The organism is Amycolatopsis tolypomycina, from assembly GCF_900105945.1.
Classification (GTDB): Bacteria; Actinomycetota; Actinomycetes; order Mycobacteriales; family Pseudonocardiaceae; genus Amycolatopsis; species Amycolatopsis tolypomycina.
The window spans coordinates 4,280,659-4,305,305 of record NZ_FNSO01000004.1 but is presented as its reverse complement, the minus strand read 5'-3'; the positions used below and the strand labels follow the sequence as shown (position 1 = coordinate 4,305,305).

Below are 24,647 nucleotides of genomic sequence, written 5' to 3'. Positions count from 1 at the left end.
TGATCGCCCGTGTCAGACTTCGCGGCGATGCTCACCCCAGCCGATCTCGCCGACCTGCTCGACTGCGAGCACCGCAGCCTCCTCGTCCAGGCGCTGGCCGCGGGTCTGCCGGGAGCGCCGCTGCCCGAGCCCGGCGGCCACGAGACCGCCGGCGTCGAAGACCTCGCGCTCGCCGCGAAGGCGACCGAGGAGGCATTGCGCTCCGGCGTGCCGGTGATCCACCGGGCCGTCTTCCTCGACGGCGAGTTCGCCGCGCAGGCGGATCTTCTGGTCCAGGACGGCGAAGGCCGCTACGAGGTCCACGACACGACCCCGGTCCGGCAGGCGACGCCCGCCGCGGTGGTCAAGCTGACCGCGTGCGCCGACGCCGTGCGCCGCGCCGGGTGGCCGGCCGGACCGCACCTGCACCTCCGGCTGACCGACGGCGGCACCCGGACACTGCGCGTCGAGGACTTCCGGCCGCTGGTCGACCGGCTGCGGACCCGGCTCGCCGGACGGCCGCCGCGGCTGCCGGTCCCGCTGTGGGCCGACGAACGCCCGGCCTGCGCCGGCTGCGGGTTCGCCCAGCACTGCGCGTCCGCGCGGGAAGCCGACCGCGACCTCTCGCTGGTCGCGGGGATGCGCGGTGACCAGCGCCGCAAGCTCGTCGCCGCCGGGCTCGGCTCGATCGACGCGCTGGCCGCCGCCGGCCCGGACGACCGCCCGCGGGACCTGTCCGCGACGGCGTTCGCGACCCTGCGCGCCCAGGCCGCACTGCAGGTCCGGCAGGACACCACCGGCGAGGTCTCCTACGAGATCGTCGATCCGGATGAGCTGGCCGCCCTGCCGGCCCCGGCGCCGGGCGACGTGTTCGTCGACCTGGCCGGCGATCCGCACGCTCTGGCCGGGGAGGGGCTGGAGTACCTCTTCGGCGCGGTGAGCGACCGGGAGTTCACGCCGTTCTGGGCGCACAGCCGCGCCCAGGAGCGGCGCGCGTTCGAGGAGTTCGTCGACTTCGCCGCGGCGCGCGTCGCCGAGCACCCGGGCTCGCACGTCTACCACTACGCGCCGTACGAGGTCACCGCGATCAAGCGGCTCGCGGCGGTGCACGGCACCCGCGAGGAGACCGTCGACCACCTGCTGCGCAGCGGCGCGGTCGTCGACCTGCACGCGGTCGTGCGCAATGCGCTGCGCGTGTCGCAGCGGTCGTACTCGATCCGCCACCTCGAGCCGCTCTACCAGCCCGGCGCCCGCGCGAAGACCGCCGTGTCCGACGTCGAGGCGTACGAGGAGTACCTGGCGTTCGCGCAGTCCGGTGAGCCGGAACGCGCCGACGAGGCGCTGCGCCGCATCGGCGAGAACACCGAGGACGACTGCGTCTCCGCGCGGCGGCTGTTCGAGTTCCTGCACCGCGTCCGCGCCGACGCGGGCATCGACGTCCCGGAGCCGGCGGAGGAGTCCGCCGAGGACGCGCTGCTGCGCGCGGCCGAGGAGGACGTCGCCGCCGAGCGGCGCGCCGAACGGGCCGCGCAGCTGGCCGCGCTGGTCGACCCCCTGCTCGACGGCCTGCCGGACGACCCGGGCCGGTTCACCGCCGACGAGCGGGCCCGCGCGCTGCTGGCGGCGTCGGTCGGCTACCACCGCCGCGAGACGAACCCGGCCTGGTGGGAGTACTTCCGCCAGCTCGCCGCCCCGCTCGGCGACCTCGAGGTCGACACCACCTGCGCCGTGCCGGTCGCGCTGGAGGCGGGGGAGTGGGTGCCGCCGGCGGGCCGGGTGCGCACGGCGAAGCGGACGCTGCAGCTGGCGTGCGACCCCGACCGGCCGCACCCGTTCGCCCCCGGCGACGACGTGCGGCTGCGCTACGGCGACACGGCCCGCGACGCGAAGGTCGTCGCCGCGTCGGCGGTGGAGCTGACGCTGGAGGAGAGCTGCCCGCCGGACGCGACCACGAACGACCGGCCGAACGCGGTGCTGCCGGGCAGCCCGGTGCGGCCGTCCCCCAAGGACGAGGCGGTGGCCGACCTCGCGCGCCTGGTCGTCGACACGCTCCCGGAGCTGCCGCGCCACCCCGGCGTCGACCTGCTCCGGCGGACCCCGCCGCGGCTGCGGGGCGGCGCGGCGCTGCCGCCGCCCGGCGAGGACCTGGTGGCCACGGTGATCGACGCGGTCGAGGGGCTCGACGGCTCGGCGCTGGCCGTGCAGGGGCCGCCGGGGGCGGGCAAGACCTACCTGGCCGGGCGGCTGATCGCCCGGCTCGTGCGGGCCGGGCGGACCGTCGCGGTCACCTCCACCAGCCACAAGGCCGTGGAGAACGTGCTCAGCGCGGCCAAGAAGAGCGCGCCCGACCTGCCGTGCGCCAAGCGCGCGAAGAAGACGCCGGACCCGGCCGCGCCGTGGGAGCAGCCGAAGAGCAACCCGGCGCTGGTGAAGTGGCGGGCCGAGCACGACACCGGGCACCTGGTCGGCGGCACGGCGTGGACGTTCGCCAACGCCGCGGTCCGCGAGGAGCCGTTCGACCTGCTGATCATCGACGAGGCGGGCCAGTTCGCGCTGGCCGACGCGCTGGCGGTGTCGATGTGCGCCCGCAACGTCCTGCTGCTGGGCGACCCGCAGCAGCTGCCGCAGGTCGTGCAGGGCACGCACCCGGCGGGCGCGGAGGCGTCGGCGCTGGGCCACCTGATCGGCGAGGCCGACATCATGCCGGCCGAGCTGGGGTACTTCCTCGACGAGACGCGGCGCCTGCACCCGGCCGTGTGCGAGCCGGTGTCGAAGCTGTCCTACGCCGGACGGCTGCACGCCCACCCGTCGGCCGCGGACCGCGCTATCGACGGCGTCGACGCGGGCCTGTACCTGGCCGAGGTCGACCACCAGGGCAACACGACCCGTTCGGTGGAGGAGGCCGCGGCCGTCGTGCGGATCGTGTCCGAAGTGCACGGTCGCCTGTGGACGGACCACGGTCCGGCGCGGCCGCTGGGCGACCACGACATCCTCGTCGTCGCGCCCTACAACCTGCAGGCGCGGACCGTGACGCGGGCGCTGGAGGAAGCCGGCTACCCGGGGGTCCGGGTGGGCACGGTCGACCGCTTCCAGGGCCAGGAGGCCCCGGTGGTGATCGCGACGATGACGTCGTCGTCGGCGGTCGACCTGCCGCGCGGCCTGGACTTCCTGTTGTCGCGCAACCGGCTGAACGTGGCGCTGTCGCGCGCGCAGGTGCTGGCCGTGCTGGTGTGCTCACCCCGGCTGGTCGAGGCCGACATCCGGACGGTCGACCAGATGCGCCTGGTCGCGGGCATGATCGGCCTGCTGACCGGGGCGCGGCCGTGGCCGGCGGGTCAGCTCGGCGGTTCGATCTCGCCGGCGTCCTCGTCGACGTCCTGAGAGCCGGGCGCCTTCCGGTCGGTCTCGGGGATTTCGACGTCGAGGTCGAGCTCCGGGGTGCCTGGAGGGGCCGGCGCGTCGGGGGTCAGGGGGCGGTTCTCGGCTTCGCTCATGCGGGGCGGTTACCCCGGGCGCCGGTGATCAAAGCGCGGGATCACGCGGGGTTGCGCGGCGCGGCCGGGTCGTCGCCCGCGAGTTCGGCCGGAGTCACTTCGTCGAGGGACTGCCAGCGGAACACCCCGGCACCCTGGGCGTACGCGAGGTGCCCGCCGAGCGCCCCACCCAGACCGGCCGCGGCCAGGCCCAGCATCCCGAACAGCCGTCCACCGCGACCGGCGCGGCGGGCCAGGTACGACGCGCCGAACAGGGCCGTCGCCGTGGCGTTCGCCGCCGCGTGCACCAGGCCGACCCGGCGTTGCCGCCGGTCCAGGCCCGTGTAGTCGGCCAGGCCGAGCACCATCGCCGCCGGGGCGGTCACCAGGCCGGCCGCGACCAGGCGACGCGCGGTGTCGCCGCCGCCCGGGAGCAGGTCGAACGCCGCCGAGCACAGCCAGGCGCCGATGGGCACCGTCACCGCGATCGGGTGCAGCGGGTGCCCGAGGCTGTGGCCGCGCAGCTGCCGCGTCACGCCGCTCTCGCCGTTCAGCACCCGCTCGAGCCGGGTGGCCGGGCCGTCGAGCACCGCGGCGTCTTCCGCTTTCCGCAGGGCCCGGTGCGCCCAGGCGGGCTTCGACCGGGCGTGACCATCGCGTCGGGGATCCATGCGCTGCGGCTACCCCGCCGCGCGCCGGTCAACCGTGCCGGCGCGACACCGCCGCGGTGAGGAGGTCGCCCGGCCGGGGCAGCGTGCCGAACAGCTTCGTGAACGCGCGGCCCCGGACGACCTTGCCGGGGTGGCTGCCGTGGACCTGCCCCGGTTCGTCCACAGTGGAGTCGACGTTGTCGGTGCCGTTGTCCGGCAACGTGTTCCGGAAGCTGCGGGAGCCGATCCGGCGCAGCGACAGCAGCGCGTCGGTCAGCGCGGCGATCGGGGCACCCTCCTGCGCGAGCTCGATGCGGAGGCAGTCGTAGAAGCCGCGCAGCGCGAACTTGCTGGCGGTGTAGGGCGCGTGCAGCGGCGCCGCCCGCACGCCCTCGACCGACGCGACGCCGATCACCGAGCCGCCGCCCGCGCGCCGCAGGGCGGGCAGCACCGCGCGCACGCCGTGGACGTGGCCCAGGAAGTTGATCCGCAGCACGCGGTCGAACTCTTCGTCGGTGATGTCTTCGACGCGGCCGAGGTGTCGATCCGGCCGAACTCCGCCTCGGCCGCTTGGACCAGGGCACGGACGGCGGCCGGATCGGCGATGTCGGTGGGCACGGCCAGCGCCGTGCCGCCCGCGGCCGTGATCTCGTCGACCAGGGCGCCGAGGGCCCGCTCGGTGCGGCCGGCGCACACGACACGCGCCCCCTGCGAGGCGAAGGCGAGCGCCGTGGCGCGCCCGATCCCGCTCGACGCACCCATCAGCACGGCCACCTGCTGGTGCGGCGTCCGAAGTGGATGGTGGGTCAGGGCGCCACGGTGGCCGGGACGGTGCTGCAGGTGGTCGCGCTGGCGCTGGCGCCGGTCTCGATCGTGCAGCCCGTGCTGGCCGGCGGACTGGTCGTCGCGCTGGCGGTCCGGTCGGTGCGCGACCGGTGCCTGCCGTCCCGGCTCGACGCGACCGGCGCCGTGCTGACGTGCGGCGGCCTGGCGGTGTTCCTGGTCGCGGCCCGCCGGGCACCGGCGACCACCTGCCACGGTGGTTCGCGGTCGTCGCCGCGGTGCTCCTGGCGGTGGGCCTGGTCGCAGTGTGCAGCCGCATCCGCCGCGGCCCGTGGGGCGCACTGGCGTGCGGCGCGGCGGCGGGCGTGGTGGCGGTGCTGATTTCGGCGGCGGTGAAGACGTTCGAGGAACGCGGCCCGTCGGCGGCACTGGGCGGCAGCGCGCTGTGGGCGGCGCTCGCGGTGGCGGTGGTCGCGCAGCTGGCAGCCAGCAGGCGTACGCCCGGGGTTCGCTGTCGTGGTCGATGCCCGCCCTGGTGCTGGCGGACCCGCTCGCGGCGGTGCCGGCCGCCCGGTTGCCGACGGGCGAGCGCCTCGAGCCGGGTCACGCGTTCGTGTGGGCCCCGGCCGCGGCGGTGGCGGTGGTGGTGGGCGTGGTGTTGCCGGCCCGCACCGGGGAGGGCTGCCGCCGTCCGGTGTTTCGCCGTCTTGCCCGCGTGGAAGCCCGGGGAACATGACCGAACCGAGTTACGACCCGCCGCAGGACACCGGCGAACCGGACGCCGTCGAGACGGATCCGGTGGCGCTGAACAGCGCGGAGGACCTCGACGAGGACCGGATCCGCGCCGACCCCCTGGAAGAGGGCATGGATCCCCCGGAACACTGGTCGGGCGTGACGAAGTACGGGATGACACCGTGGGAGCAGGCCCACCCGAGAGGCCTCGGCGACCGCATAGGAGAGGAACTCCCGGACCCGGCCACGGAGGTCCCCCCGGCGGGCGCCTCGGTCCGGGCGGACCAGCAGGCGGACGCGGACCCGGACACGGGCGCAACCCCGGACAACCCGCTCCAGCTGCAACCGGTCGAGGGGGACGGGCCCCCGGCGGACCGGGAGCCGGACCAGGTGGGCACGGAAGCGGGGTCGGCGGTGGCCGCGGGGCCGGAGCAGGGCGCGCTGCACGTGGAAGGCGAGCGCGGGGGCGGGGTGGATCGCTGAAACCGGGTTTCCAGGCGGGTTGAGGGCCGGGGCTTCCGCGGGCGCCGGTCGGCTGCCGGGCTGCTCGCCCGCCGGGCCGCCGGGCCGCTGGGCTGCCGGGCGGTCGGGCCGCTGGGTCGCTGGGCTGCCGGGTCGCTGGGCTGGCGGGCGGTTGGGCTGCCGGGCGGCTGGGCCGCTGGGTCGCTGGGTCGCTGGGCTGCTGGGCGGTTGGGCCGCCGGGCGGCCGGGCCGCTGGGTCGCCGGGCCGCTGGGCGGTTGGGCCGTTGGGCGATTGGGCCGCTCGGTCGGGCCGCCGCCCGGTCGGGCCGGCGCTCGGTCGGGCCGCGCGACTGGTTGAAGCCGGCCCAGGTGCCGAGCTGGGTCGGTGTTGGCCGAGGCCCTGATCGCCGCTGCCGGGCGTGGTGCCCGCTGTCGCGGACCGCCGCGGTGCGGAGCAGCCGCCGAACGGGGGTGCCCGGCGGCGCCCGATGCTGATAAGCCTCTGCTCGTGACCATGGACACGATCGACCTGCACAGCGTCAACCCGTGGGAGGTGTCCTTCCTGCGCGAGGAGGTCGGCGCCTACTTCGCCCACGGCGTCGAGCTCGCTCCCGGCGCGACCGTCCTCGACGTCGGCGCCAACGTCGGTGTCTTCTCCGCGGCCGTGTACGAGCGCCTGGACGGCGACGTGCGGATCTACGCGTTCGAGCCCCTCCCGCCCCTGCACGCGACGCTGGAGCGCAACGGCCGCGACTTCTTCGCCGGCCGGCTCACGGCGTTGCCCTACGGGCTGGCGGCCGCCGAGGACGAGCTCGACTTCAGCTACTTCCCGGCGGCGACCATCTTTTCGTCGTCATGGCGTGACGCGGCCAACGTCGACGCCGAGCGGCGCCGGGTCACCGCCAGCATCGTCGAGATGATCCGCCGAGGTGGGCTGGGCGCGGGCCCGAGCCGCGTGCCGGCGCCGATCCTGCGCGGGATCGTCGGGCGCAAGCTGCGGGTGATGCGGGAGTTGGAGACGCACCGCGTCCGCGTCCGGCCGCTGTCGGCGGTGCTCGACGAACAGGGCATCGAGCGCGTCGACCTGCTGAAGGTCGACGTCGAGGGCGCCGAACTCGACGTGCTGCGGGGACTCGAGGACCGGCACTGGCCCCGGGTGGCGCAGGCCGTCGTCGAGGTCGAAGGGTGGCGGCGCAACCGGGACACCGTCGGCGAGATCTTCGCCACGCGGGGGTTCACGGTCGAGGCCGTGCAGGACCCCGTCCAGGAGGCGGCCGACATCGGGATGGTCTTCGCGGTCCGCCGGCAGTCATGACCGGTGACCGGGCGTGATCATGTGGCAGGACGGGGGTCCGCCGTTGCATACTGCTGGAATGGCGCGCAGGAACCCGGAGACCGCACGGTGAGTCCCCGAGACGGGGCCTCACGCCCGAAATTCGGCAGAATCGACCCGTTTTGCCTGATGGCGGTGCTGCCGGTACTGGCCGTCGCCGGCATCCTCGGCGCACTGGTCCACTGGGCACTGGGGGTCGGCTGCGCCGCGTTCGCGGGGCTGATCCTGCTGTTCGACTCCTGGGTCAACCGGCCCCGCCCGGTCCCGCCGGAGGAGCGCCCGGTCCGGGCGAGCCGCCCGGCGGCGCCGCCTCCGGCGCGTGGACCTGCGCGTGCGCCGGGCCGGGCGCCGGCTCGGGCGCCGCGGCCGCAGGACGGTCGTGGTCCGGCGCGGGCGCCGGTGCGCCGGGCCGGGCCGCCGCCCGCGGGCAGGTAAGCGGCCCGTCTCCCGTCGGACGGCCGGGCCGATGCCATGAACGACCCTTTCCTGGCGCCAGACGTCATGAAAGAGTCGTTCATGACGTCGTAGCCGGCCTCACCGCTACCGATCGGCCACCGAGGGCGGCAGGAACCCGTGCTCCGACAGGTCGAACCAGTTCCCCTCCGGGTCCACCGCCCGGTACTCGGCGAACGGCCGGTCGCCGCCGCGCAGGACCGGGCGAGGGACACCCGCCGCCTCGAGGGTGTCGGCCAGCGGGGCCACCGCCGGGACCTCGAAACCGAAGTGGTTGAAGCCCGCCGGGACGTCGCCGGTCAGCTGGTGCTGGATCAGGGCCAGGTTGAGGTAGCCGTCGGTCACGAAACAGCTGCCGTCCGGGTCGGTGTGGAACTGCTCCATGCCGAACTGCGTGCAGTAGAACTCGGCCATCCGCGGCGCGTCGCGGACGACGATGGCGAGGTGGCGCAGCCGGGGGCGGCTCATGCGAATCATCCTTTCGGGATCATGTTGTGGAAGGCGGCGATCTCCGGTGCCCCGGCGTGCCGCACCACCGCCTGGGCGTGCGTCACGACCCCGGCGGGCCGGATCTCCGACGTCACGTGCACCAGCGAGAGCTCCGGCGTCAGCCGGCGGACCAACGTCACCGAGGCGGCCAGCGTCGTCCCGCGGTAGGCGCCGGAAAAGAGCCCGGCGTGCGTCCCGGCGACGGCGCCGCGGCCGGAAAGCGCTTCCCCGCGGACGTTCACGAAGTCGACGTCGGCGGCGAAAACCGAAGCGAACCGGACGGCGTCGCCTGCGTTCCAGCCCGCCGCCATCGTCTGCCACAGCGCGCGGATCGCGTCGTCGGTCATACGCCCACCATTTCCGCCGAGGCGTGCACCCGCAGCGACAACGGCGCGCAGTCGCCGTCCCACGCGGCCAGGGAATAGTAGAAACCGCCGCGGCGGCGTTCGAGGTAGCAGACGACGTTCAACGGCCAGCCCGCCGCGCGGAAGACGTATTCGTCCATCGGGGTCGGCCGCTCGCTCAGTGGACGGTCGCGTTCGCATTCCGGGCCGAGCCGGTGCCAGTCCGGGTGCAGGTGCAGCGAGCCGAGGACGTCGAGGCCGCGTGCCTCGGCGTCGCGCGTGATGCGCAGCAGGTCCGCGGGCTCGAACCACCAGGCACGCACCGGGTTTTCGTACGCCGAGCCGAAGCGGGGGACGATCGCCGCCGCGAATTCGGCGCGGGCGCTGGGGTCGGTCGTGCGGGCATTGCGGCCGAAGGCGAGGTCCGACACCACGAGCGCGTCTTCGGCGAAAGTGCCGAGCAGGACCGCAAAACAGGGTCTCGGCTCTTCGGGGGTGATGAACGCGTATTCGGTGGCCGCCGCGCCGAGGAACCGGCGCAGGACGTCACCGGAAAACAACACCGGAACTGTCACGCGGGGCAACGTAACCGCGCGCCGGGCGCGGCGGCCACGGCCGTCCGGGGGGTGACCCTATTGCATCGGGCGATAACGTCGTGATCATGCGCCTGGAACTGCGGCACCTCGAACTCGTGGTCGCGATCGCGGACGCCGGGAGCCTGCGCCGGGCGGCCGCGCGGCTGCACCTCAGCCAGCCCGCGGTGACCACCCAGCTCAAGCGGATCGAGCGCTTCTTCGGCGGTTCCCTGTTCGTCCGCTCGGCCGACGGCGTGCTGCCCACCCACGCCGGCGCCGAGCTCGTGCGCGACGCGCGGAACCTGTTGCGCCAGTTCGAAATCCTGCAACGCACCGCCCGGGTGAACGCCCGCAGCGAGGCGGGTGCGCCGGTGAAGGTGGGCGGGATCCCGGCGCAGCAGTTCAGCCTGCTCGTCAACGCCCTCACCGCGCTGGTGCCGCGTCGCGAGGTGACCAGCCGCACGATCCGCGAGACGGGCACGCTCACCGCGTTGCTGCGCTCGGGCGAACTCGACGTCGCGGTGCTGCGCGAGTTCCCGGGCTTCCCGCTGACCCTGCCCGACGGGGTGGAGCGGCGGCTCCTGCTGCGCGAGCCGATCTTCGTCGGCGTCTCCGAGCACCACCGGCTCGCCGGGCACAAGTCGGTCGGCCTCGCCGAGCTGGCCGAGGAGAAGTGGGTGATGCCGGATCCCGACGACAGCGGCATGAACGAGTTCTTCGACCGCGCGTGCGCCACGGCGGGGTTCGGCCAGCGCATCACGCACTTCACGACGGAGGCCCACGTGGCGTTCGCGCTCGTGGCGGGCCACCGCGCGATCTGCCCGCTGTACCCGATCGGCACGGCCCGCGACGGCCTGGCGACCCTGGCCCTGACCGGCACACCGCTGTACCGCGAGCTGGTCCTGGCGTGGCGGACGGACTCGGCGCTGGCCGCGCTGGTGGACGAGGTCTGCGCGGAGATCGAGCGCGGGTACCTCGCCCTGGTCGAGGGCGCGCCGTGCTACCGGCGGTGGTGGCACGACGGCGGGGCAGCGTTCGCCCTGCCGTGAACCCTGCCGTGAACCCTGCCGTGACGCTGCCCCGCGCCGCTCACCCGCCGACGTGGATGGCGGGCCGGCGGGCCGGGTCCTTCTCGGCGCTGCGGATGATCTCCCGGACCACCGGCGCGGTGTCGCCGCGGCCGAGGAGCAGGTACCGGAACAGGTGGCCGAGCGGGTTGCCTTCCGACCACTCGAAATAGCACCGCGGGCGAACGCCCGTCACGTCGCGCAGGGTCAGCAGGATCGCGGCGATCGCGTTGGGTGCCGCGGGGCTGTTCGCGCGGAGGATCCGGTAGCCGTCGATCTCCACGCCGCGCACCTGGAGCACGTTGCTGAACTCCGACGGGTCCACGACGTCGATCTCCAGGAACAGGATGTCGGCGGCGCCGGGCACCGGGTTCATGCCACGCTGTTCGGCTTCCTTCTCGGCGTACTCGGCCTCGTCGCCGCCCTGCCGCTTGTTGGCGATGACGTTCAGGGCACCGTCGTGGGCAATGGAATCGGCGATGAACCGGCGGGCCTCGTCGTCGAACTCGATGCGGTCCGCGCGCAGCTCCGTCGTGCGGGAAACGCGGGACACCAGCGAGACGACGATGATCCCGAGGATGAACAGGGCCGATATGGCGATCCCGTCCGGTTTTTCGATGACGTTTTCGACGAGCGCGTACAGCAGGACGATCGTGAGGACGACGAAGCCGATGGCCGCGCCGCGCTGGCGCCGCCGGATCGCCGAGATGCTGACCGCGACCGCGCCGGAGACCATCATCGCCAGTATGCCGGTCGCGTAGGCGCCGGCCTGGGCGTTGACGTCCGCGCCGAACGCGATCGTGATGAGCACGCTGATCACCGTGTAGACGATCACCACGGGCCGGACGGCGCGGCCCCACTCCGGCGCCATGCCGTAGGACGGCAGGTAGCGCGGGACGATGTTGATCAGCCCGGCCATCGCCGAGGCACCGGCGAACCAGAGGATCAGCACGCTGCTGATGTCGTACACGGTCCCGAAGAGCTCGCCGAGCTCGCGGTGGGCGAGGTAGGCCATGGCACGGCCGTTGGCCTCGCCGCCCTCCTTGAAGGCCTCGGCGGGGATCAGCACCGTCGTGACGAAGCTCGTCGCGATCAGGAACACCGACATGATGAGCGCGGCGGCGGTCAGCAGCTTCCGCGTGTTGCGGATCCGCGACTCCAGCTTCTCCTCGGCGTTCTTCCCGTCGGCCGCGACCAGCGGCATCATGCTGACCCCGGTTTCGAAGCCGGAGAGGCCCAGCACCAGCATCGGGAACGCGATGACGGCCGGGCCGATGACGCCGGTGAACCCGCCGCCGCCCGCGGTCAGCGCGTCGGTCCAGTGGGAGAGGGCGGCCGAATCGCCGACCAGGTCGATCACGCCCGCCACCGTCACCACGGCGTTGAGCAGCAGGAAGACCGCGACGAGCGGGATGGCGACGCCGACGGCCTCGCTGAAGCCGAGCAGGAACACCCCGCCGAGGATCAGCAGCAGCACGACGGTGATGAGCACCGCGTGGCCGTGCAGGAAGCCCGGCAGGTACGGGTTCTCCAGCATGTGCACGGTGGCGTCCGCCGAGGACAGCGTGATCGTGATGATCCACGACGTGGCGACGAACCCGAGCAGGGTGAGCACGAAGAGCTTGCCGCGCCAGAACGGCAGCAGGTTCTCCAGCATCGCGACCGAGCCCTGGCCGTGCGGGCTTTCGCGGGCGACCCGGCGGTACATCGGGAGCATCCCGAGCAGCGTCAGCGCGACGATCAGCAGGGTCGCCAGCGGCGAGAGCGCCCCGGCGGCGAGCGCGGCGATGCCCGGCAGGTACGAGAGGGTGGAGAAGTAGTCGACGCCGGTCAGGCACATGACCTTCCACCAGGACTGCGGCGTGCCGTGGTCTTCACCGCCCGCGCGGCCGACGGGTGCGACGCGGTGCTCCAGCAGCCATCGGGCCACGCCGGACGCGGGTGGTGGCGGCGTCACCGGGCTTTCGACGCTCGCCGGTACGGTCAAATCGGGTGAAACACCCATTTTTTCCCTCTCGTCCCCTCGCCCCGAAAACACCGGTCACCAGCATGCCCGACCCCGGACCGACACCGCACGGGAGGCTCCGGTCCTCTTCGGACGGTAGTGCCGGCGGGCGGCAAGAGCGACCGGATCGGCGAAGGGGCGTTTCGGCGCGGCGAGCCGGGGTAGCCGAGGCGACATGCCCGGACGCGAAGACCTGCCCAGCACCGTGCTGCGATCACCGCGCAAGGCCCAGGACACGTGGGTGGCCGCGCACGACTCCGCGCTGCAGACCTACGGTCCCGGCCGGCGGGCCCAGCAGACCGCCTTCGCCGCCCTGAAGCACACCTTCGAGAAGGTCGGCGACCACTGGGAGCCCAAACCCGAGCGCGGCCCGTCGGACGAGCAGGCCGCCGGGGGAGCGGGGCAGCCCGAGAAGCCGACCCGCGGCGGCGTCAACGCCACGGCGAGCCGGCAGCACCTCTACGAGCGCGCCAAGCAGCTCGGCATCCCCGGCCGGTCGCGGATGTCCAAGGAGGAGCTCGTCACCGCGCTGGAGAAGGAGAACCGGCGCCGCACCGACCGGGCCCGCCGCTCCGGGTGAACCCGGTGATCAGAAGTCGTCGGCACCGGTGAGCTCCTGCTCGAAGGCGTCCGCGCGGGCGACGACCGCCTTGAGCGGGCGCTCGAACTCCTCCTGGATGCTGAGGTCCTCCAGCGGCACGGTGTGCTTGAGCAGCGCGACGCCGTCCACCACCGCCGCACCGCCGACGGCCGAGCCGCCGGCGAGCTCGAGCAGCCGCCGGAGATCGACCTTGTCGGCCCAGCCGACCGGGGAGGAGATCTCGATCCACGAGCCGCCGTCGAGCTCGGCGAGGTGGTGCGCCGTCACCTGCTGGGTCCGGTTCCGCGGCCCCTCCAGCCGGAACCGCAGCCAGCCCTCCGACTCCTCGAGGACCTCGTACCGCGTCCGGACAAAGTTGATCACGTCGATCCAGGTGGTCACCCGCTGCGCCTCCCGCCTTCGGCCTGCCTGCGCGGTCGAGCATCTCATGTCCGCGGCGAAGACGGTTCGCTGGTCGCCGGGTTGTTTCCGTGTCACGATGGGTTCCGTGCGGGGCCGTCGAGCAGCACGGCGGATCAGGCCGGTCGATGTCGGCGGTGAACGCCGGTGACCACCGGCCATCCGGTGCGGTTCCCGGTCGTCGCCCTGGTGGCCTCGGCCGGCGGCCTGGACGCCCTCGCGCAGGTGCTCGGCCCGCTGCCCGCGGATCTCCCCGCGGCGGTGCTGGTCGCCCAGCACCTGGACCCGTACCGGACGAGCCACCTGACTTCGATCCTGGCCGGGCGGACGGCGCTGCCGGTGGCCGAAGCGGCGGACGGCGACGTGCTCGTCCCCGGCGTCGCCCTCGTCGTCCCGGCCGCCCGCCACCTGCTGCTGACGCCGGAGCAGCGGATCGTGCTGGTGGACGTCGGCGCCCTGCCGCCCGCGCGGCCGTCGGCCGACCTGCTGCTGGTCACCCTCGCCGTCACCTGCGGACCCCGCGCGCTGGCGGTCGTCCTGACCGGCAAGGGCACCGACGCCCAAGCCGGCATCCGTGCCGTGGCCCGCTGCGGCGGTACCGTGTTCGCGCAGGACGAGGCGACGTCGGCGCACTTCGGCATGCCCGGTGCCGCCATCGGCACCGGCCTGGTCGACGCCGTGCTGCCGCTCCCCGGGATCGCCGCCGCCGTCCTCGGCCACGTCGCCGCGGCGGCCGTGGGGAATCCCGCGTTTAGCCCGCCCGGTGGGGGCTACCCGCAGTAGTGGACGGTCTCCACTACCGTGAGGTCCGAAGTGAGGAGGTGGACGCCCGTGCCGCCCTTCCGGCGCGACCTCGTGGTCATCGGCGCTTCCGCCGGCGGCGTCGAGGTGCTGCGCACGATCGTGTCCGCCCTGCCCCCGGACTTCCCCGCCGCGGTGCTGGTCACCATGCACCTGCCGGCCGGGACGGAGAGCGCGCTGGCCCGGATCCTCGACCGCGCGGGCTCGCTGCCCGCCCGGTCCGCGCGGCACGGCATGCCGATCGAGCCGGGCACCGTGTACGTCGCACCTCCCGACCGGCACCTGCTCACGGGCGAGGAAGTCCTCGTCCTGACGCAGGGACCGACCGAGAACGGGCACCGGCCGGCGATCAACGCGACCTTCCGCTCGGCCGCCCTGACCCACGGGCCGAAGGCCGTCGGCGTAGTGCTCTCGGGCGTGCTGGACGACGGGGCGGCCGGGCTCCGCGCGATCGTGGACCGGGGCGGGGTCGCCGTCGTCCAGGACCCCGTCGACGCGCTGTACAGCGGTATGCCGGCGAACGCGCTGGCCCTGGTGGACACCGAGCACGTGGTGCGGGCCGTCGAGCTCGGCGCGCTGCTCGACAAGCTCGTCCGGATGCCGGTGGAGCCCGCCGAGGTCTCGCCGCCTGCCGAATCGCTCGTGCTGGAGGACCGGATCGCCCGCGACTCCGTGCGGGCCGGGGTGTTCCCGCCCGGGGACGAGGAAAGCGGATCCGGGTACACCTGCCCCGACTGCCAGGGTGCGCTCACCGAGGTCGACCCGGCGGGCCGGTACCGCTGCCGGATCGGGCACGCCTGGTCGGCGCAGGCGCTGCTGGCGGCCCACGACGGGGAATTCCGGTTCGCGCTCCAGAAGGCACTGCGCGCACTCGACGAGAAGGCGGGACTGGCGCGGAAGCTGGCCGCTCAGCTGTCCGGCAGGCACCCGGGCGGCCTGGCGGAACGCTACGCCGCGTCCGCCAGGGAAGCCGCCGAAGCGGCGGAGACGCTGCGCCGGTTCCTGCTCGGCACGACCGACGTCGTGGGTGAGGAAACGACGGCACCATGAATTCCGGCGCCATCCAGCTGGCCGTCGGCCGCCACGAGCAGGCGACCGTCGTCCGGGTGACGGGTGAGCTGAACATCGCCTCGTATTCGACGGTGCGCGACGGGCTGCTCAAGATCGCGACCGACGCGCCGGACGGACTGGTGGCCGACATCAGCGAGCTGGCCATCGAAGACTCCTCGCTGGTGAGCGTCTTCTCCCTGGTCGCCATGCGGATCGGCGACTGGCCGGCGATCCCGTTCACGGTCGTCGCGAGCGACGGCCACCGGGGACTGCTGAGCCGGCACGTGGTCGACCGCTACGTCCCGGTGCGCACCGACCTGGCGGCGGCCACCGCGGCGCTGGACCATCCGGTGCGCCGCCGGTGCGAACGGGTCTTCCCGCGCAGCGACGGCGCCTCGGCGCAGATCCGGGAGTTCGTGACGGAGCGGCTGGGCGAATGGGGCGTGCCCGAGCTCGGCGAGGACGCCCGGCTGATCGCCACCGAACTGGTCGAGAACGTGCTGCGGCACACCGCTTCCGAGCCGAAGCTGCGGCTCGACCTGCGCCGGGGGGTGTGCACCGTGGCCGTGGCCGACCAGGACACGCGCCCGGCCATGCTGCTCGAACGGCTCTCCCCGTTCGAGCCGGGCATGGGGCTGAAGCTGGTGGCGCAGATCGCCCGGTCGTGGGGCTGCAGCCGGTCGTGGGCCGGCGGGAAGGTCGTCTGGGTGGTGCTGGTTCCCCGTGCCCGCACCACCGGTGACCGTCCGGCCGGGTAGCGTGTCGGACCGTGACCGAGCCCAAGGAACCCAACGGCGAGTTCGAATCCGTGCTCACCTACCTCAAGGAGTCGCGGGGCTTCGACTTCACCGGGTACAAGCGCAGCAGCCTGATGCGCCGGGTCCGCCGCCGGATGAGCCAGGTCGAGATCGACAGCTACGCCGACTACATCGACCAGTTGCAGGTCAACGCCGACGAGTTCGTCGCGCTGTTCAACACCATCCTGATCAACGTGACCGGCTTCTTCCGCGACCCGGACGCGTGGGACCACCTGCGCCACCAGGTGCTGCCGGCCCTGCTGGCCGAGCGCAGCCCCGAAGAGCCGATCCGCGTGTGGAGCGCCGGCTGCGCGGCCGGGCAGGAGGCCTACAGCCTGGCGATGCTCTTCGCCGACGCGCTCGGGGTCGAAGCGTTCCGGCAGCGGGTCAAGATCTACGCCACCGACGTCGACGACGAGGCGCTGGCGCAGGCCCGGCACGCGGCCTACACCCCAGCGGAAGTCGAAGGGCTCACCGAGGCGCAGCTGGAGCAGTACTTCGAGCTGCAGGGCAGCCGGTACTGCTTCCGCAAGGACCTGCGCCGCTCGGTGATCTTCGGGCGCAACGACCTGGTGCAGGACGCGCCGATCTCGCGGATCGACCTGCTGGTCTGCCGCAACACGCTGATGTACTTCAACGCCGAGACGCAGACCAAGATCCTCGAGCGGTTCCACTTCGCCCTCGCCCCGCGTGGTGTGCTCTTCCTCGGCAAGGCCGAGATGCTGTTGTCCCACACCAGGATCTTCGAGCCGGTCGACCTCAAGCGGCGGGTCTTCCGCAAGGCGGTCAACGCTCCCGTGAGCTACAACCACTTCGTGTCCCACAGCTTCCCGCAGCGGCGGACGCAGGACATCTCCGGCCTCGAAGAACTGCGTGAGCACGCCTTTTCGGCGAGCCCGGTCGCGCAGATCGTCGTCACCGAAGCGGAGACGACGGCGCTCATCAACGCCCAGGCGGAAGTCGCGTTCGGACTGTCCGAACGCGACATCGGGCGTCCGCTGCGCGACCTCGACGTCTCCTACCGCCCGGTGGCCCTGCGCGCGTACGTCGAGCAGGCCCGGCTGGAACGCCGGTCGCTGCGGATCAAGGACGTCGAGTGGCGCCGCGCCGGCGAGACCGTGTGGTACGAGGTGCACGTCAACCCGTTGGTGAACAAGGACAAGTCGCGCTGCTCGGCGTCTCCGTGGTGTTCCACGACGTGAGCTGGGCGCGCCAGCTGCTCACCGAGCTGGAGCACACGAACCGGCAGCTGGAGTCGGCCTACGAGGAACTGCAGTCCACGAACGAGGAGCTCGAGACCACCAACGAAGAGCTCCAGTCCACAGTGGAGGAGCTGGAGACGACCAACGAGGAGCTTCAGTCCACCAACGAGGAACTGGAGACGATGAACGAGGAGCTGCAGTCGACCAACGACGAGCTCCAGACGATCAACGACGCGCTGCGCGAGCGCAGCCTCGACCTCGACGAGGTCAACGAGTTCCTCGAGTCGGTGCTCACCTCGATCCGGGCCGGCATCGTCGTCATCGACGCCGAGATGCGGATCAAGGCGTGGAACCGCGGCGCCGAGGACCTCTGGGGCGTGCGGCGCGAAGAAGCCGAAGGCACGCACCTGCTGAACCTGGACATCGGCCTGCCGGTCGCCGACATCCGCCCGGTGGTGCGCGAAGCGCTGGCGGACTCGAGCTACTACGGCGAGCTGACGCTCGACGCGATCAACCGGCGCGGCCGCGCGGCGGTCGTCCGGCTGTTGTGCAGCCCGTTGCGCGCCTCGAACGGCGAAAGCCACGGCGCACTGCTGATGATGGAGGAGACGAAGACCGAACAGCCCGAGTGATTGCGATCGCGTCCGCGGGGTGTTATCCGTGGAACCATGGGGTTGACCAAGGTGTGGCTCGCAACGCTCAGTGACGGCCTGCTCCGCGCCGACCAGGTGGTCGGCCTGACGGCGCACGCGACCCCGGCACTGACCGGGAAACCACCCCGCTGGCTGCTCGACGCAACGATCCGCACGGCGGCGGGCAGCGGCAGCGCGGACGGCTGGGACGTGGGCATCCTCCACCGCACGCTGATCCAGACACCGGGCGAACCGGTGGGGGCGCCGGAGGAGCTGGCCCGCCTGCTGGCCCGCCTGGACCGCGAGGACGCGGCAGGGTTGGTCGCGGCGGTGGCCGACAGCGGGGCAAGGGTACCGAGCGTCGTGCGGTTCGCGTTCCGGCCCTTCGAAGACGACGAGGGCTCCGGCGCCTGAGGCCGGAGCCCGCCGCCGCTACTTCGTCAGCGCCGCGATCCGGCCGAGGACCTCGTCCTGGCCCAGGGCCTGCGTGATCGCGTGCAGGTCCGGGCTGCGCGTCGACCCGGTCAGGGCGATGCGGATGATCTGCGACGCCTCGCGGATCGAGCCGGGGAAGCCCTCGGGGTTCTTCTTGAACTCCTTGGCGTTGCGGGCGAACCCGTGCTTGGCCGCGACCGCGCGGATCTGGTCGAACCACTCCTGGCCGTCGTCGAGCTGGCGGTAGTCCGCCGCGAAGTCGCGCGCCACGGCCCGCACGACCTCCGGGTCGACGCCGAGGGCGGCGATGCGCTCGTCCTCCGGCCCGGTGACGGCCGCGTGCAGCTGGGGGAAGAAGAAGCCGTAGACCGTGCGGAACTCGCTCCACTTCTTCAGGTCCTTGCGCGGGTTCTCGGCCCCCTCGCGCTCGACCGCCAGCGCGCGCAGGGCCAGGTCCGGCTCCTCGTCGAGGACCCGGCGCAGCTCCGGGTCGAACCGCTCGGCCCAGGTGCGGACGGCCTCGAGGATCGCCGCGCCCGACAGGGTGGCGATGTGGTCGGCGGCGATGTCGTCGAGCTTGACCAGGTCCACCAGCGGGCCGGCGACGCCGCACTCGTCGAGGTTGATCGGCTCGGTCAGCGCCTGCTCGAGCGGCATTTCCGCGAGCCGGCCGTTGGCGAGGCCGCGCAGGTAGTACAGGACCGCCTCGGCCGGGTAGCCGGCCTCGATGTAGAAGTCGACGGACGCTTCCGGGTCCTTGCGCTTGGACAGCTTGCGCTTGCTGCCGCCCTCCTGCTTCATCAGCGGCGCGATGTGCGCGTAGGTGATCGGCTCGAAGCCGAGCGCGGCGAACAGCTGCTGGTGCACCGGCACCGACGAGATCCACTCGTCGCCGCGGATCACCAGGTTGACGCGCATGAGGTGGTCGTCGACGGCGTGCGCGAAGTGGTAGGTCGGCAGCCGCGGGCTCTGGTCGGAGCTCTTGAGGATGACGACGTCGTTGCGGTTGGCCTCGGCTTCCAGCGGCCCGCGGATGGCGTCGGTGAAGCGGGCGCGCGCGCCGGTGTCGTCCGGGGCGCGGAACCGCACGACGTACGGGGCGCCGGCGTCGAGCTTGGCCTGGACGTCGGCCGGGTCGGCGTCGCGCCAGATGGCCCAGCTGCCGTAGTAGCCGGTGGGCAGCTTGGTGGCCTGCTGCCGCTGGGTGATGGCGGCCAGCTCCTCCTTGGTGGCGAAGTCGAGGTAGGCCTTGCCCTGGCGGAGGAGTTCGCGGACGTAGCTGAGGTAGATGCGCTCGCGGGCGGACTGCTGGTAGGGCCCGTAGTCGCCGCCGCGGCGGACGTCCTCGTCGGCGGCGAGGCCGAAGTAGGCGAAGCCGCGCTCGAACTGCTCGAGGGCGCCCTCGACCTCGCGGGACTGGTCGGTGTCCTCGACGCGCACCAGGTAGCGGCCGCCGGAGCGCCGGGCGACGTCCTGGTCGATGGTGGCGACGTAGATGCCGCCGAGGTGCACGAACCCGGTCGGGGACGGGCCGAGGCGGGTGACCAGCGCGCCTTCGGGAAGGTCGCGGGCGGGGTACTGCTGCTCCCAGTGCTCGGGTTCGGGCAGGTCGGCAGGGAAGAGGGCGTCGATGACCGCTCGGTCCAGCATGTGGGTGTTCTCCCCGCGTCGTGGTGCGCTTGCCTCGGCGAAAGTGGTCGTTTTCGCCGACGAAGAGCCTAGCCGGGACGGTCGCCCGGCCCGTCCGGTGGGTTGACGCCGCAAAAATATCGGTGCCGCGTGTGACACTGCGGATCGTGATCATCGACTTCGACGCGCAGCTGTGGGAATGGGACGCCCGGCGCACCGACAGCTGGGTCTTCGTCAGCCTGCCCGCCGACGTCTCCGAAGACGTCCGGGAGCTCGCCGCCGAGCCGCGCCGCGGCTTCGGTTCGGTGCGCGTCCGGGCGACGATCGGGGCCACCAGCTGGCAGACCTCGATCTTCCCGGACGGCGCGCGCGAGGCCTACGTCCTGCCGCTCAAGCGGGCCGTCCGGGTCGCCGAAGGCCTCGAGGTGGGGGACACCTGCACCGTGACGGTGGAGCTCGTCGACATCTGAGCGCGATCGGTGCGAAACCCGATCGGCGGCGGAAGCGATCTGTCATGATGCGGACACAGGCCCCGAACCGCACCGAGACCCGCACCGAGATCCGCAATGAGATCCGCAATGAGGGAGACACGATGTCCGCCCAGATGGACGAGCTGATCGCCCAGTTCCAGAACTTCCAGTACAAGGTGCGGCAGGCCGAGGCCCGCTTCGCCGGTGTCGGCGACATGCAGGAGCGGATCGCCCGCCTGGAGACCACGGTCACCTCGCCGGACGGCACCGTGACGGTCACCGCGGGTGCCGGGGGCACCGTCACCGACCTGCGGCTCACCGCCGGGGCCACCCGCGTCGAGGCCGGGCAGCTGGCCGCGACGATCATGGACACGATCCGCCGGGCCGTGGCCGGGGCCGCGCAGCAGCAGGCCGCCGTCGTGGACGAGACCTTCGGCGACGCGTTCGGCGTCGACGTCTCGGCGCGGGTGCGCGAAGCCCAGGCGGAAGCGTTCGGAACCGCGGCGGCCGAGCCCGCGTCGGAGGCACAGCCGCGGCGGCCGGAAGGGGCACCGCGGCCCGCCCGCCGCCCCGCGGCCGGTGACGACGACGACTTCGACCAGGGCCCCATCCTCCGCCGATCCTAGGGAAATCCGCGATGCCAGACGGAATCCAGACGAACATCGGGGCGATCTCCGCCTACGCCAAGCAGCTGCCGTTCTACGAGCAGGAAGCCGACAAGTTCGGCGCCAAGATCGACGCCGCCGACGTGACGAACGAAGCGTGGGGGCTCGTCGGCCTTTGGGCCAAGCAGGGCTACACCGACCGCCTCGCCGAGCTGCGCTCGCTGCTCACCGACCTCAAGGACGGCGTGGACGGGTTCACCACCAAGCTCACCAAGGCAGCGGAGATGTACCAGGGGATGGAAGACGCCGGGAAGATCGCCTTCGGCAGGCACGAGGCGCAGATCGACGCGATCGGGCAGGGCGAATGACCGAGCCGAAGAAGAGCATCGCCGACGCGCTGAACGTCGAGGCCTACGACGAGAGCATGGGCGCGAACCTCGACCGCGCGGCCGGGTTCGTGCCGGTGGCCGGCACCGCCTACAAGGCGGGCAAGAAGATCGGCGAGCACGCGCAGCAGGCCGCCGAGGCCGACGGCCCGGGCGAGCTGGCGTCCGCGGGCGCGGCGCTGGTGGGTGACGGCGCGGCCTTCGTGGGTGCCGCCGCGGCCGACATGGTCACCTTCGCGATGGACCCGATCGGCTGGCTGGTCAGCCACGGCCTCAACATGCTCCTCGAACTGGTCCAGCCGCTGCAGGACGCGCTGCACCAGGTCACCGGCGACGGCCCGGCCATCGGCCACGCCTCGGAGAACTTCGTCACGATCGCCCAGGGCTTCGTCGCCCTCGCCGACGACTTCGAGCGCACCGGCGACACCGCGCTGGCCGAGTGGGTCGACGAAGCGGGCAACGCGGCGAAGGAGGCCCTCGGCGACTTCTCCTCCGGCATCCGCGGCATCGGCTCGGCCGCCGGCTCGGTGGCCGAGGTGCTGCAGATGTGGTCGATGGTCATGGTGGTCATCGAAGAGGTGATCAAGGGGATCATCACCGAGCTGGTGTCCTGGCTGATCACCCTGTGGCTGCCCGCGCTGGCGGCGTCGGTGATCAGCTTCGGCGGCTCGGTCGCGGCGGCGATGACCGCGTCCATCGCCAAGGCGGCCAGCGTGCTGCAGAAGGTGACACGCTACCTCGGCAAGTTCGGCAAGCTGCTCGACAAGTTCATGGAGTACCTGGTCCGGTACTCCGGCAAGATGGAGGTCTTCGCCCGCAAGCTGCGCATCGGCGTGCTGCCCGGCGAGACGAAGTTCGGCATCGGTACGGCGGCGCAGGGCTTCCAGCCGAGCAACCGGGTGCTCACCACGATGTTCGGCACCGACGCCGGCGTCAAGCCGTTCCTCGCCGGTGCGGGCGTCAAGGCCGGCATCGGGGCGGGCAAGGGCGCGTTCGCCGAAGGCAAGGAAGCGGTCACGCCGGAGGGGGACGAACCGTGGTTCGACAAGAGCGAGATCGGCGGGGACCGCAGCCCGGAGGAGACCCGCAGGGACCTGGACATTTGAGCGAGCGCATCGACAACTGGGCCGAGGAGACCAAGGTCCGGCCCGGGCACCGCGAGCGGGTCGAGGCGCTGCTGCGGGACCGGTGGCGCGAGCCGGTCATCGTGCTGCACCTCGGCGACACCGACGTGGGCTACGACGTCCCCGGCCGCCGTGAGGACGGCACGATCAAGGGGAAGCGGCTCATCAGGCGGTTCTTCTGGAACATCCTGCGCGGGATCGGCGCTGTGGTGTTCGGCGTCTTCCTCCTGGCGCACGGCGAACGCCCGGTACTCCCGTTCGGGCGGACGATCGGCGTCACGGGCCCGGAGAACGCGATGGCGCTCGACCTCGTCGACCGGCTGCGGTCCGTGGACGGCGCGTGGCTGGCGTGTTCGCCGTCGTGCCTGGCGGTGGTCGACACCGGGGCGACTGCCACCGATCCGGCCGACGCGCCGCCGCCGCGGATCGTCTGGGAAGCGCGCAAGCCGCAGGCGCCGGCGCTCAGCTTCCGGAGGAGCACGCTGACCTGGCCGGACGGCTCGGTCTTCAAGCTCCCCATCCACGGCCGCGCCGAGCAGCAGCACCTGCGGAAGTTCGTCGAGTACCCCGACGTCGTCCACTGGAACGGCCGCTAGCAGGCCAGCCGGGCCCAGACGACCTTGCCGTCGTCGTGGTGGCTCACGCCCCAGGCCTGGGCGAGCTCGTCGACGAGCTGCAGGCCGCGGCCGCCCGTGCGGCCCGGCACCCGCAGCCGGGGTTCGCCCGTGCCGGTGTCGGCGACGGCCACGGTCACCTCGCACGGGTCGCGCGCGAGGTGGATCCGCAGCTGGTGGGGGCCGGTCGCGTGGACGTAGGCGTTCTCCAGCAGTTCCCCGACCACGATCATGGCGTCGACCCGGTCCGCCTCGGTGAGCGAAGCCAGCCTGGCCTCGGCCCACCGGCGTGCGGACGCCAGTCCCGCGGTGCCCCCTGCGCCGACGTCGAGCACGTGCCAGCCGGGCTCACCCGCCGCGCCCCAGTTCACTTGCACGGGCGATTCCTCCTTCACGGGAGGCGTACCCGGCCTGGCGGTGTTTACTCACCGGGTGTTTCCGGCGGCGGCGCCGGGTAGTCCTTCCCCGGGATGATCTGCGGAAGGGGACGCACGTGCCGCAATGGGCAGAGGCGGGGCTCTGGGGCCTCGTCGGCGGGGTGGCGCTGGTGCTCGGCGCCGCCGTCGCCTGGTGGGTGCGGGTGTCGCGGCGGGTGGTCGCCGGGATCATGGCCTTCGGGGCCGGGGTGCTCATCTCCGCGCTCGCCTTCGACCTCGTCGACGAGGCGCAGCGGTCCGGCGGGCTGTGGCCGACCGCCGCCGGGTTCCTCGGCGGCGCGGTCGTCTACGTCGTGATCAACGTGCTCCTCGCGCGCCGGGGAGCCCGGCACCGCAAGCGGTCCGGTGGGCAGCAACCGTCCGAACAGGACACCGCGGGCAGCGGGGCGGCCATCGCCGTCGGCGCGCTGCTGGACGGGATCCCGGAGTCGGTGGTGCTCGGCGTGTCCCTGCTCGGCGGTGGCGGCATCGGCGTCACCGTGCTTGCGGCCGTGTTCATCTCGAACGTCCCCGAAGGCCTCTCCAGCGCCGCCGGCATGAAGACCGCCGGCCGCGGCGCGCGGTACGTCTTCGGTGTGTGGAGCGGCATCGCGCTGGCCAGCGGGGTCGCGGCGCTGCTCGGCAACCTCCTGCTGCGGACCGCGTCCCCCGCGACGGTCGCCGCGATCACGGCGGTGGCCGCGGGAGCGATCCTCGCGATGATCGCCGACACCATGATCCCGGAGGCGTTCGAGCGCACCGAGCTCTACACCGGCCTGCTCGCCACGGCCGGCTTCCTGACGGCGTTCGTCATCGGGCACGCCGGCTGACGGCGACCGCGACCACGACGCCGGCCGCGGTGAACAGCGCCGTGGCCACCGGGCTCAGGAACTTCGACAGGCTCGGCGCGGTGCTCGGCCCGGCCAGCCACAGCACCAGCGCGGTGGCGTAGACCGTGGCGAGAGCGGCAGCCCACCGGCGGTGCCGCCGCCGGCGCAGCGAGCCGATCAGCACGACGGCGATGGGCACGCCGGACAACAGGGCGAACTGGCCGGCCACCATGACCGGAACGGCCCAGGCCGCGACGAGCACGGCCCTCGAGGTGCGGTGCGGCTGCGGGGTGGTGACAGTCATCGTCTGC

28 protein-coding genes and 2 pseudogenes are annotated in these 24,647 nt (G+C 73.0%); 19 read left to right on the top strand and 11 right to left on the bottom strand.

The features are described 5' to 3' along the window. Positions 1-27 precede the first annotated feature (27 nt). Entirely contained in the window at positions 28-3,360 is a 3,333-nt protein-coding gene (locus BLW76_RS29695; RefSeq protein ID WP_091320020.1) for a TM0106 family RecB-like putative nuclease, read from the top strand. Here BLW76_RS29695 and BLW76_RS48795 read toward each other — a convergent pair. The 3 genes and pseudogenes from BLW76_RS48795 to BLW76_RS29685 all read right to left on the bottom strand — a co-directional run bounded on the left by BLW76_RS48795 (position 3,315) and on the right by BLW76_RS29685 (position 4,864). Further along, complete coding sequence (locus BLW76_RS48795; protein WP_167384772.1) at positions 3,315-3,473, bottom strand: hypothetical protein; 159 nt, start codon at positions 3,471-3,473, stop codon at positions 3,315-3,317. The two genes, BLW76_RS29695 and BLW76_RS48795, sit on opposite strands and share 46 nt — an antisense overlap. 41 nt (positions 3,474-3,514) lie before the next feature. Then, positions 3,515-4,123 carry a DUF2231 domain-containing protein gene (locus tag BLW76_RS29690; RefSeq protein WP_091313500.1) on the bottom strand — a complete coding sequence of 203 codons (609 nt, stop codon included), beginning with the start codon at positions 4,121-4,123 and terminating at the stop codon, positions 3,515-3,517. Between the two features lie 28 nt (positions 4,124-4,151). Further along, positions 4,152-4,864 (bottom strand): annotated as a pseudogene (locus BLW76_RS29685) (SDR family NAD(P)-dependent oxidoreductase). An 18-nt stretch (positions 4,865-4,882) separates the two neighbouring features. Here BLW76_RS29685 and BLW76_RS49925 point away from each other — a divergent pair. From BLW76_RS49925 to BLW76_RS29660, 5 genes are all read left to right on the top strand, one after another. Beyond that, the gene (locus BLW76_RS49925) at positions 4,883-5,266 is read left to right on the top strand and encodes a DMT family protein (RefSeq protein ID WP_244170365.1); all 384 of its coding nucleotides are present in this window, start codon (positions 4,883-4,885) and stop codon (positions 5,264-5,266) included. Positions 5,267-5,408: 142 nt separating this feature from the next. Further along, positions 5,409-5,621, top strand: coding sequence for a hypothetical protein (locus BLW76_RS49920; RefSeq protein ID WP_244170364.1), 213 nt, complete (start codon positions 5,409-5,411; stop codon positions 5,619-5,621). After that, on the top strand, positions 5,618-6,100 hold the full coding sequence (locus BLW76_RS29675) for a hypothetical protein (protein ID WP_091313499.1): 483 nt from the start codon (positions 5,618-5,620) through the stop codon (positions 6,098-6,100). Before BLW76_RS49920 ends, BLW76_RS29675 begins: the two co-directional genes overlap by 4 nt. 493 nt (positions 6,101-6,593) lie before the next feature. Next, entirely contained in the window at positions 6,594-7,394 is an 801-nt protein-coding gene (locus BLW76_RS29665; RefSeq protein ID WP_244170363.1) for an FkbM family methyltransferase, read from the top strand. Positions 7,395-7,541: 147 nt separating this feature from the next. Further along, positions 7,542-7,847: a hypothetical protein gene (locus BLW76_RS29660; RefSeq protein WP_208613411.1), complete on the top strand. Its 306-nt coding sequence runs from the start codon at positions 7,542-7,544 to the stop codon at positions 7,845-7,847. 105 nt (positions 7,848-7,952) lie between these two features. Here BLW76_RS29660 and BLW76_RS29655 read toward each other — a convergent pair whose 3' ends face one another. The 3 genes from BLW76_RS29655 to BLW76_RS29645 are packed head-to-tail and all read right to left on the bottom strand — an operon-like array spanning position 7,953 to position 9,273. Then, positions 7,953-8,333 carry a VOC family protein gene (locus tag BLW76_RS29655; RefSeq protein WP_167384771.1) on the bottom strand — a complete coding sequence of 127 codons (381 nt, stop codon included), beginning with the start codon at positions 8,331-8,333 and terminating at the stop codon, positions 7,953-7,955. A gap of 5 nt (positions 8,334-8,338) precedes the next feature. After that, positions 8,339-8,701: an SgcJ/EcaC family oxidoreductase gene (locus tag BLW76_RS29650; RefSeq protein ID WP_091313492.1), complete on the bottom strand. Its 363-nt coding sequence runs from the start codon at positions 8,699-8,701 to the stop codon at positions 8,339-8,341. Continuing rightward, positions 8,698-9,273, bottom strand: coding sequence for a hypothetical protein (locus BLW76_RS29645; RefSeq protein ID WP_143060706.1), 576 nt, complete (start codon positions 9,271-9,273; stop codon positions 8,698-8,700). The genes BLW76_RS29650 and BLW76_RS29645 overlap by 4 nt, the downstream gene beginning before the upstream one ends. An 86-nt stretch (positions 9,274-9,359) precedes the next feature. On the opposite strand from BLW76_RS29645, the gene BLW76_RS29640 reads away from it, so the two are divergent. Then, positions 9,360-10,322: a LysR family transcriptional regulator gene (locus tag BLW76_RS29640; protein ID WP_143060705.1), complete on the top strand. Its 963-nt coding sequence runs from the start codon at positions 9,360-9,362 to the stop codon at positions 10,320-10,322. 40 nt (positions 10,323-10,362) lie between these two features. On the opposite strand, the gene BLW76_RS29635 is transcribed toward BLW76_RS29640, so the two are convergent. Further along, entirely contained in the window at positions 10,363-12,345 is a 1,983-nt protein-coding gene (locus tag BLW76_RS29635; RefSeq protein WP_091313481.1) for an APC family permease, read from the bottom strand. 175 nt (positions 12,346-12,520) lie between these two features. On the opposite strand from BLW76_RS29635, the gene BLW76_RS29630 reads away from it, so the two are divergent. After that, a complete protein-coding gene (locus tag BLW76_RS29630; RefSeq protein ID WP_091313478.1) occupies positions 12,521-12,925 on the top strand; it encodes a ChaB family protein in 405 nt (134 codons plus the stop codon). Positions 12,926-12,934: 9 nt separating this feature from the next. On the opposite strand, the gene BLW76_RS29625 is transcribed toward BLW76_RS29630, so the two are convergent. Continuing rightward, positions 12,935-13,327 carry a hypothetical protein gene (locus BLW76_RS29625; RefSeq protein ID WP_091313476.1) on the bottom strand — a complete coding sequence of 131 codons (393 nt, stop codon included), beginning with the start codon at positions 13,325-13,327 and terminating at the stop codon, positions 12,935-12,937. Between the two features lie 165 nt (positions 13,328-13,492). Here BLW76_RS29625 and BLW76_RS29620 point away from each other — a divergent pair, with 165 nt between their 5' ends. The 5 genes and pseudogenes from BLW76_RS29620 to BLW76_RS29595 all read left to right on the top strand — a co-directional run bounded on the left by BLW76_RS29620 (position 13,493) and on the right by BLW76_RS29595 (position 18,241). Continuing rightward, complete coding sequence (locus BLW76_RS29620; RefSeq protein ID WP_091313473.1) at positions 13,493-14,128, top strand: chemotaxis protein CheB; 636 nt, start codon at positions 13,493-13,495, stop codon at positions 14,126-14,128. A 48-nt stretch (positions 14,129-14,176) separates the two neighbouring features. Next, positions 14,177-15,196: a chemotaxis protein CheB gene (locus tag BLW76_RS29615; protein ID WP_091313470.1), complete on the top strand. Its 1,020-nt coding sequence runs from the start codon at positions 14,177-14,179 to the stop codon at positions 15,194-15,196. Then, a complete protein-coding gene (locus BLW76_RS29610; RefSeq protein WP_091313467.1) occupies positions 15,193-15,954 on the top strand; it encodes an anti-anti-sigma factor in 762 nt (253 codons plus the stop codon). The genes BLW76_RS29615 and BLW76_RS29610 overlap by 4 nt, the downstream gene beginning before the upstream one ends. Before the next feature lie 11 nt (positions 15,955-15,965). Continuing rightward, positions 15,966-17,827 (top strand): annotated as a pseudogene (locus tag BLW76_RS29605) (CheR family methyltransferase). Positions 17,828-17,863: 36 nt separating this feature from the next. Beyond that, on the top strand, positions 17,864-18,241 hold the full coding sequence (locus BLW76_RS29595) for a hypothetical protein (protein WP_208613410.1): 378 nt from the start codon (positions 17,864-17,866) through the stop codon (positions 18,239-18,241). A gap of 18 nt (positions 18,242-18,259) precedes the next feature. Here the strand turns inward: BLW76_RS29595 and BLW76_RS29590 are convergent, their stop codons facing one another. Then, positions 18,260-19,912: a glutamate--tRNA ligase gene (locus BLW76_RS29590; RefSeq protein WP_091313463.1), complete on the bottom strand. Its 1,653-nt coding sequence runs from the start codon at positions 19,910-19,912 to the stop codon at positions 18,260-18,262. Between the two features lie 146 nt (positions 19,913-20,058). Here BLW76_RS29590 and BLW76_RS29585 point away from each other — a divergent pair, with 146 nt between their 5' ends. The 5 genes from BLW76_RS29585 to BLW76_RS29565 all read left to right on the top strand — a co-directional run bounded on the left by BLW76_RS29585 (position 20,059) and on the right by BLW76_RS29565 (position 23,072). Further along, on the top strand, positions 20,059-20,361 hold the full coding sequence (locus tag BLW76_RS29585) for a DUF1905 domain-containing protein (protein WP_091320010.1): 303 nt from the start codon (positions 20,059-20,061) through the stop codon (positions 20,359-20,361). A 122-nt stretch (positions 20,362-20,483) separates the two neighbouring features. Beyond that, positions 20,484-20,987, top strand: a complete 504-nt coding sequence (locus BLW76_RS29580) for a YbaB/EbfC family nucleoid-associated protein (protein WP_091320008.1) — start codon at positions 20,484-20,486, stop codon at positions 20,985-20,987. A gap of 11 nt (positions 20,988-20,998) precedes the next feature. Beyond that, entirely contained in the window at positions 20,999-21,334 is a 336-nt protein-coding gene (locus tag BLW76_RS29575) for a hypothetical protein (protein WP_091313461.1), read from the top strand. Beyond that, positions 21,331-22,458 carry a hypothetical protein gene (locus BLW76_RS29570; RefSeq protein WP_091313457.1) on the top strand — a complete coding sequence of 376 codons (1,128 nt, stop codon included), beginning with the start codon at positions 21,331-21,333 and terminating at the stop codon, positions 22,456-22,458. The genes BLW76_RS29575 and BLW76_RS29570 overlap by 4 nt, the downstream gene beginning before the upstream one ends. Then, the gene (locus BLW76_RS29565) at positions 22,455-23,072 is read left to right on the top strand and encodes a hypothetical protein (protein ID WP_091313453.1); all 618 of its coding nucleotides are present in this window, start codon (positions 22,455-22,457) and stop codon (positions 23,070-23,072) included. The genes BLW76_RS29570 and BLW76_RS29565 overlap by 4 nt, the downstream gene beginning before the upstream one ends. Here BLW76_RS29565 and BLW76_RS29560 read toward each other — a convergent pair. Then, entirely contained in the window at positions 23,069-23,467 is a 399-nt protein-coding gene (locus BLW76_RS29560; RefSeq protein ID WP_091313450.1) for an ATP-binding protein, read from the bottom strand. The genes BLW76_RS29565 and BLW76_RS29560 overlap by 4 nt on opposite strands. Before the next feature lie 116 nt (positions 23,468-23,583). Between BLW76_RS29560 and BLW76_RS29555 the strand changes: the two genes are divergently transcribed. Further along, positions 23,584-24,336 (top strand): ZIP family metal transporter, encoded by a 753-nt coding sequence (locus BLW76_RS29555; RefSeq protein WP_091313448.1) that lies wholly within the window; start codon positions 23,584-23,586, stop codon positions 24,334-24,336. Here BLW76_RS29555 and BLW76_RS29550 read toward each other — a convergent pair. Further along, positions 24,317-24,640 carry a hypothetical protein gene (locus BLW76_RS29550; protein WP_091313445.1) on the bottom strand — a complete coding sequence of 108 codons (324 nt, stop codon included), beginning with the start codon at positions 24,638-24,640 and terminating at the stop codon, positions 24,317-24,319. The two genes, BLW76_RS29555 and BLW76_RS29550, sit on opposite strands and share 20 nt — an antisense overlap. Positions 24,641-24,647: the final 7 nt, after the last annotated feature.

What these genes read in the sequence shown, in the direction of transcription:
- BLW76_RS29695 (WP_091320020.1), top strand. Translation starts at nt 28, where the DNA reads ATGCTCACCCCAGCCGATCTCGCCGACCTGCTCGACTGCGAGCACCGC.
- BLW76_RS48795 (WP_167384772.1), bottom strand. Translation starts at nt 3,473, where the DNA reads ATGAGCGAAGCCGAGAACCGCCCCCTGACCCCCGACGCGCCGGCCCCT.
- BLW76_RS29690 (WP_091313500.1), bottom strand. Translation starts at nt 4,123, where the DNA reads ATGGATCCCCGACGCGATGGTCACGCCCGGTCGAAGCCCGCCTGGGCG.
- BLW76_RS49920 (WP_244170364.1), top strand. Translation starts at nt 5,409, where the DNA reads ATGCCCGCCCTGGTGCTGGCGGACCCGCTCGCGGCGGTGCCGGCCGCC.
- BLW76_RS29675 (WP_091313499.1), top strand. Translation starts at nt 5,618, where the DNA reads ATGACCGAACCGAGTTACGACCCGCCGCAGGACACCGGCGAACCGGAC.
- BLW76_RS29665 (WP_244170363.1), top strand. Translation starts at nt 6,594, where the DNA reads ATGGACACGATCGACCTGCACAGCGTCAACCCGTGGGAGGTGTCCTTC.
- BLW76_RS29660 (WP_208613411.1), top strand. Translation starts at nt 7,542, where the DNA reads ATGGCGGTGCTGCCGGTACTGGCCGTCGCCGGCATCCTCGGCGCACTG.
- BLW76_RS29655 (WP_167384771.1), bottom strand. Translation starts at nt 8,333, where the DNA reads ATGAGCCGCCCCCGGCTGCGCCACCTCGCCATCGTCGTCCGCGACGCG.
- BLW76_RS29650 (WP_091313492.1), bottom strand. Translation starts at nt 8,701, where the DNA reads ATGACCGACGACGCGATCCGCGCGCTGTGGCAGACGATGGCGGCGGGC.
- BLW76_RS29640 (WP_143060705.1), top strand. Translation starts at nt 9,360, where the DNA reads ATGCGCCTGGAACTGCGGCACCTCGAACTCGTGGTCGCGATCGCGGAC.
- BLW76_RS29635 (WP_091313481.1), bottom strand. Translation starts at nt 12,345, where the DNA reads ATGGGTGTTTCACCCGATTTGACCGTACCGGCGAGCGTCGAAAGCCCG.
- BLW76_RS29630 (WP_091313478.1), top strand. Translation starts at nt 12,521, where the DNA reads ATGCCCGGACGCGAAGACCTGCCCAGCACCGTGCTGCGATCACCGCGC.
- BLW76_RS29610 (WP_091313467.1), top strand. Translation starts at nt 15,193, where the DNA reads ATGAATTCCGGCGCCATCCAGCTGGCCGTCGGCCGCCACGAGCAGGCG.
- BLW76_RS29595 (WP_208613410.1), top strand. Translation starts at nt 17,864, where the DNA reads ATGGGGTTGACCAAGGTGTGGCTCGCAACGCTCAGTGACGGCCTGCTC.
- BLW76_RS29590 (WP_091313463.1), bottom strand. Translation starts at nt 19,912, where the DNA reads ATGCTGGACCGAGCGGTCATCGACGCCCTCTTCCCTGCCGACCTGCCC.
- BLW76_RS29580 (WP_091320008.1), top strand. Translation starts at nt 20,484, where the DNA reads ATGTCCGCCCAGATGGACGAGCTGATCGCCCAGTTCCAGAACTTCCAG.
- BLW76_RS29575 (WP_091313461.1), top strand. Translation starts at nt 20,999, where the DNA reads ATGCCAGACGGAATCCAGACGAACATCGGGGCGATCTCCGCCTACGCC.
- BLW76_RS29570 (WP_091313457.1), top strand. Translation starts at nt 21,331, where the DNA reads ATGACCGAGCCGAAGAAGAGCATCGCCGACGCGCTGAACGTCGAGGCC.
- BLW76_RS29550 (WP_091313445.1), bottom strand. Translation starts at nt 24,640, where the DNA reads ATGACTGTCACCACCCCGCAGCCGCACCGCACCTCGAGGGCCGTGCTC.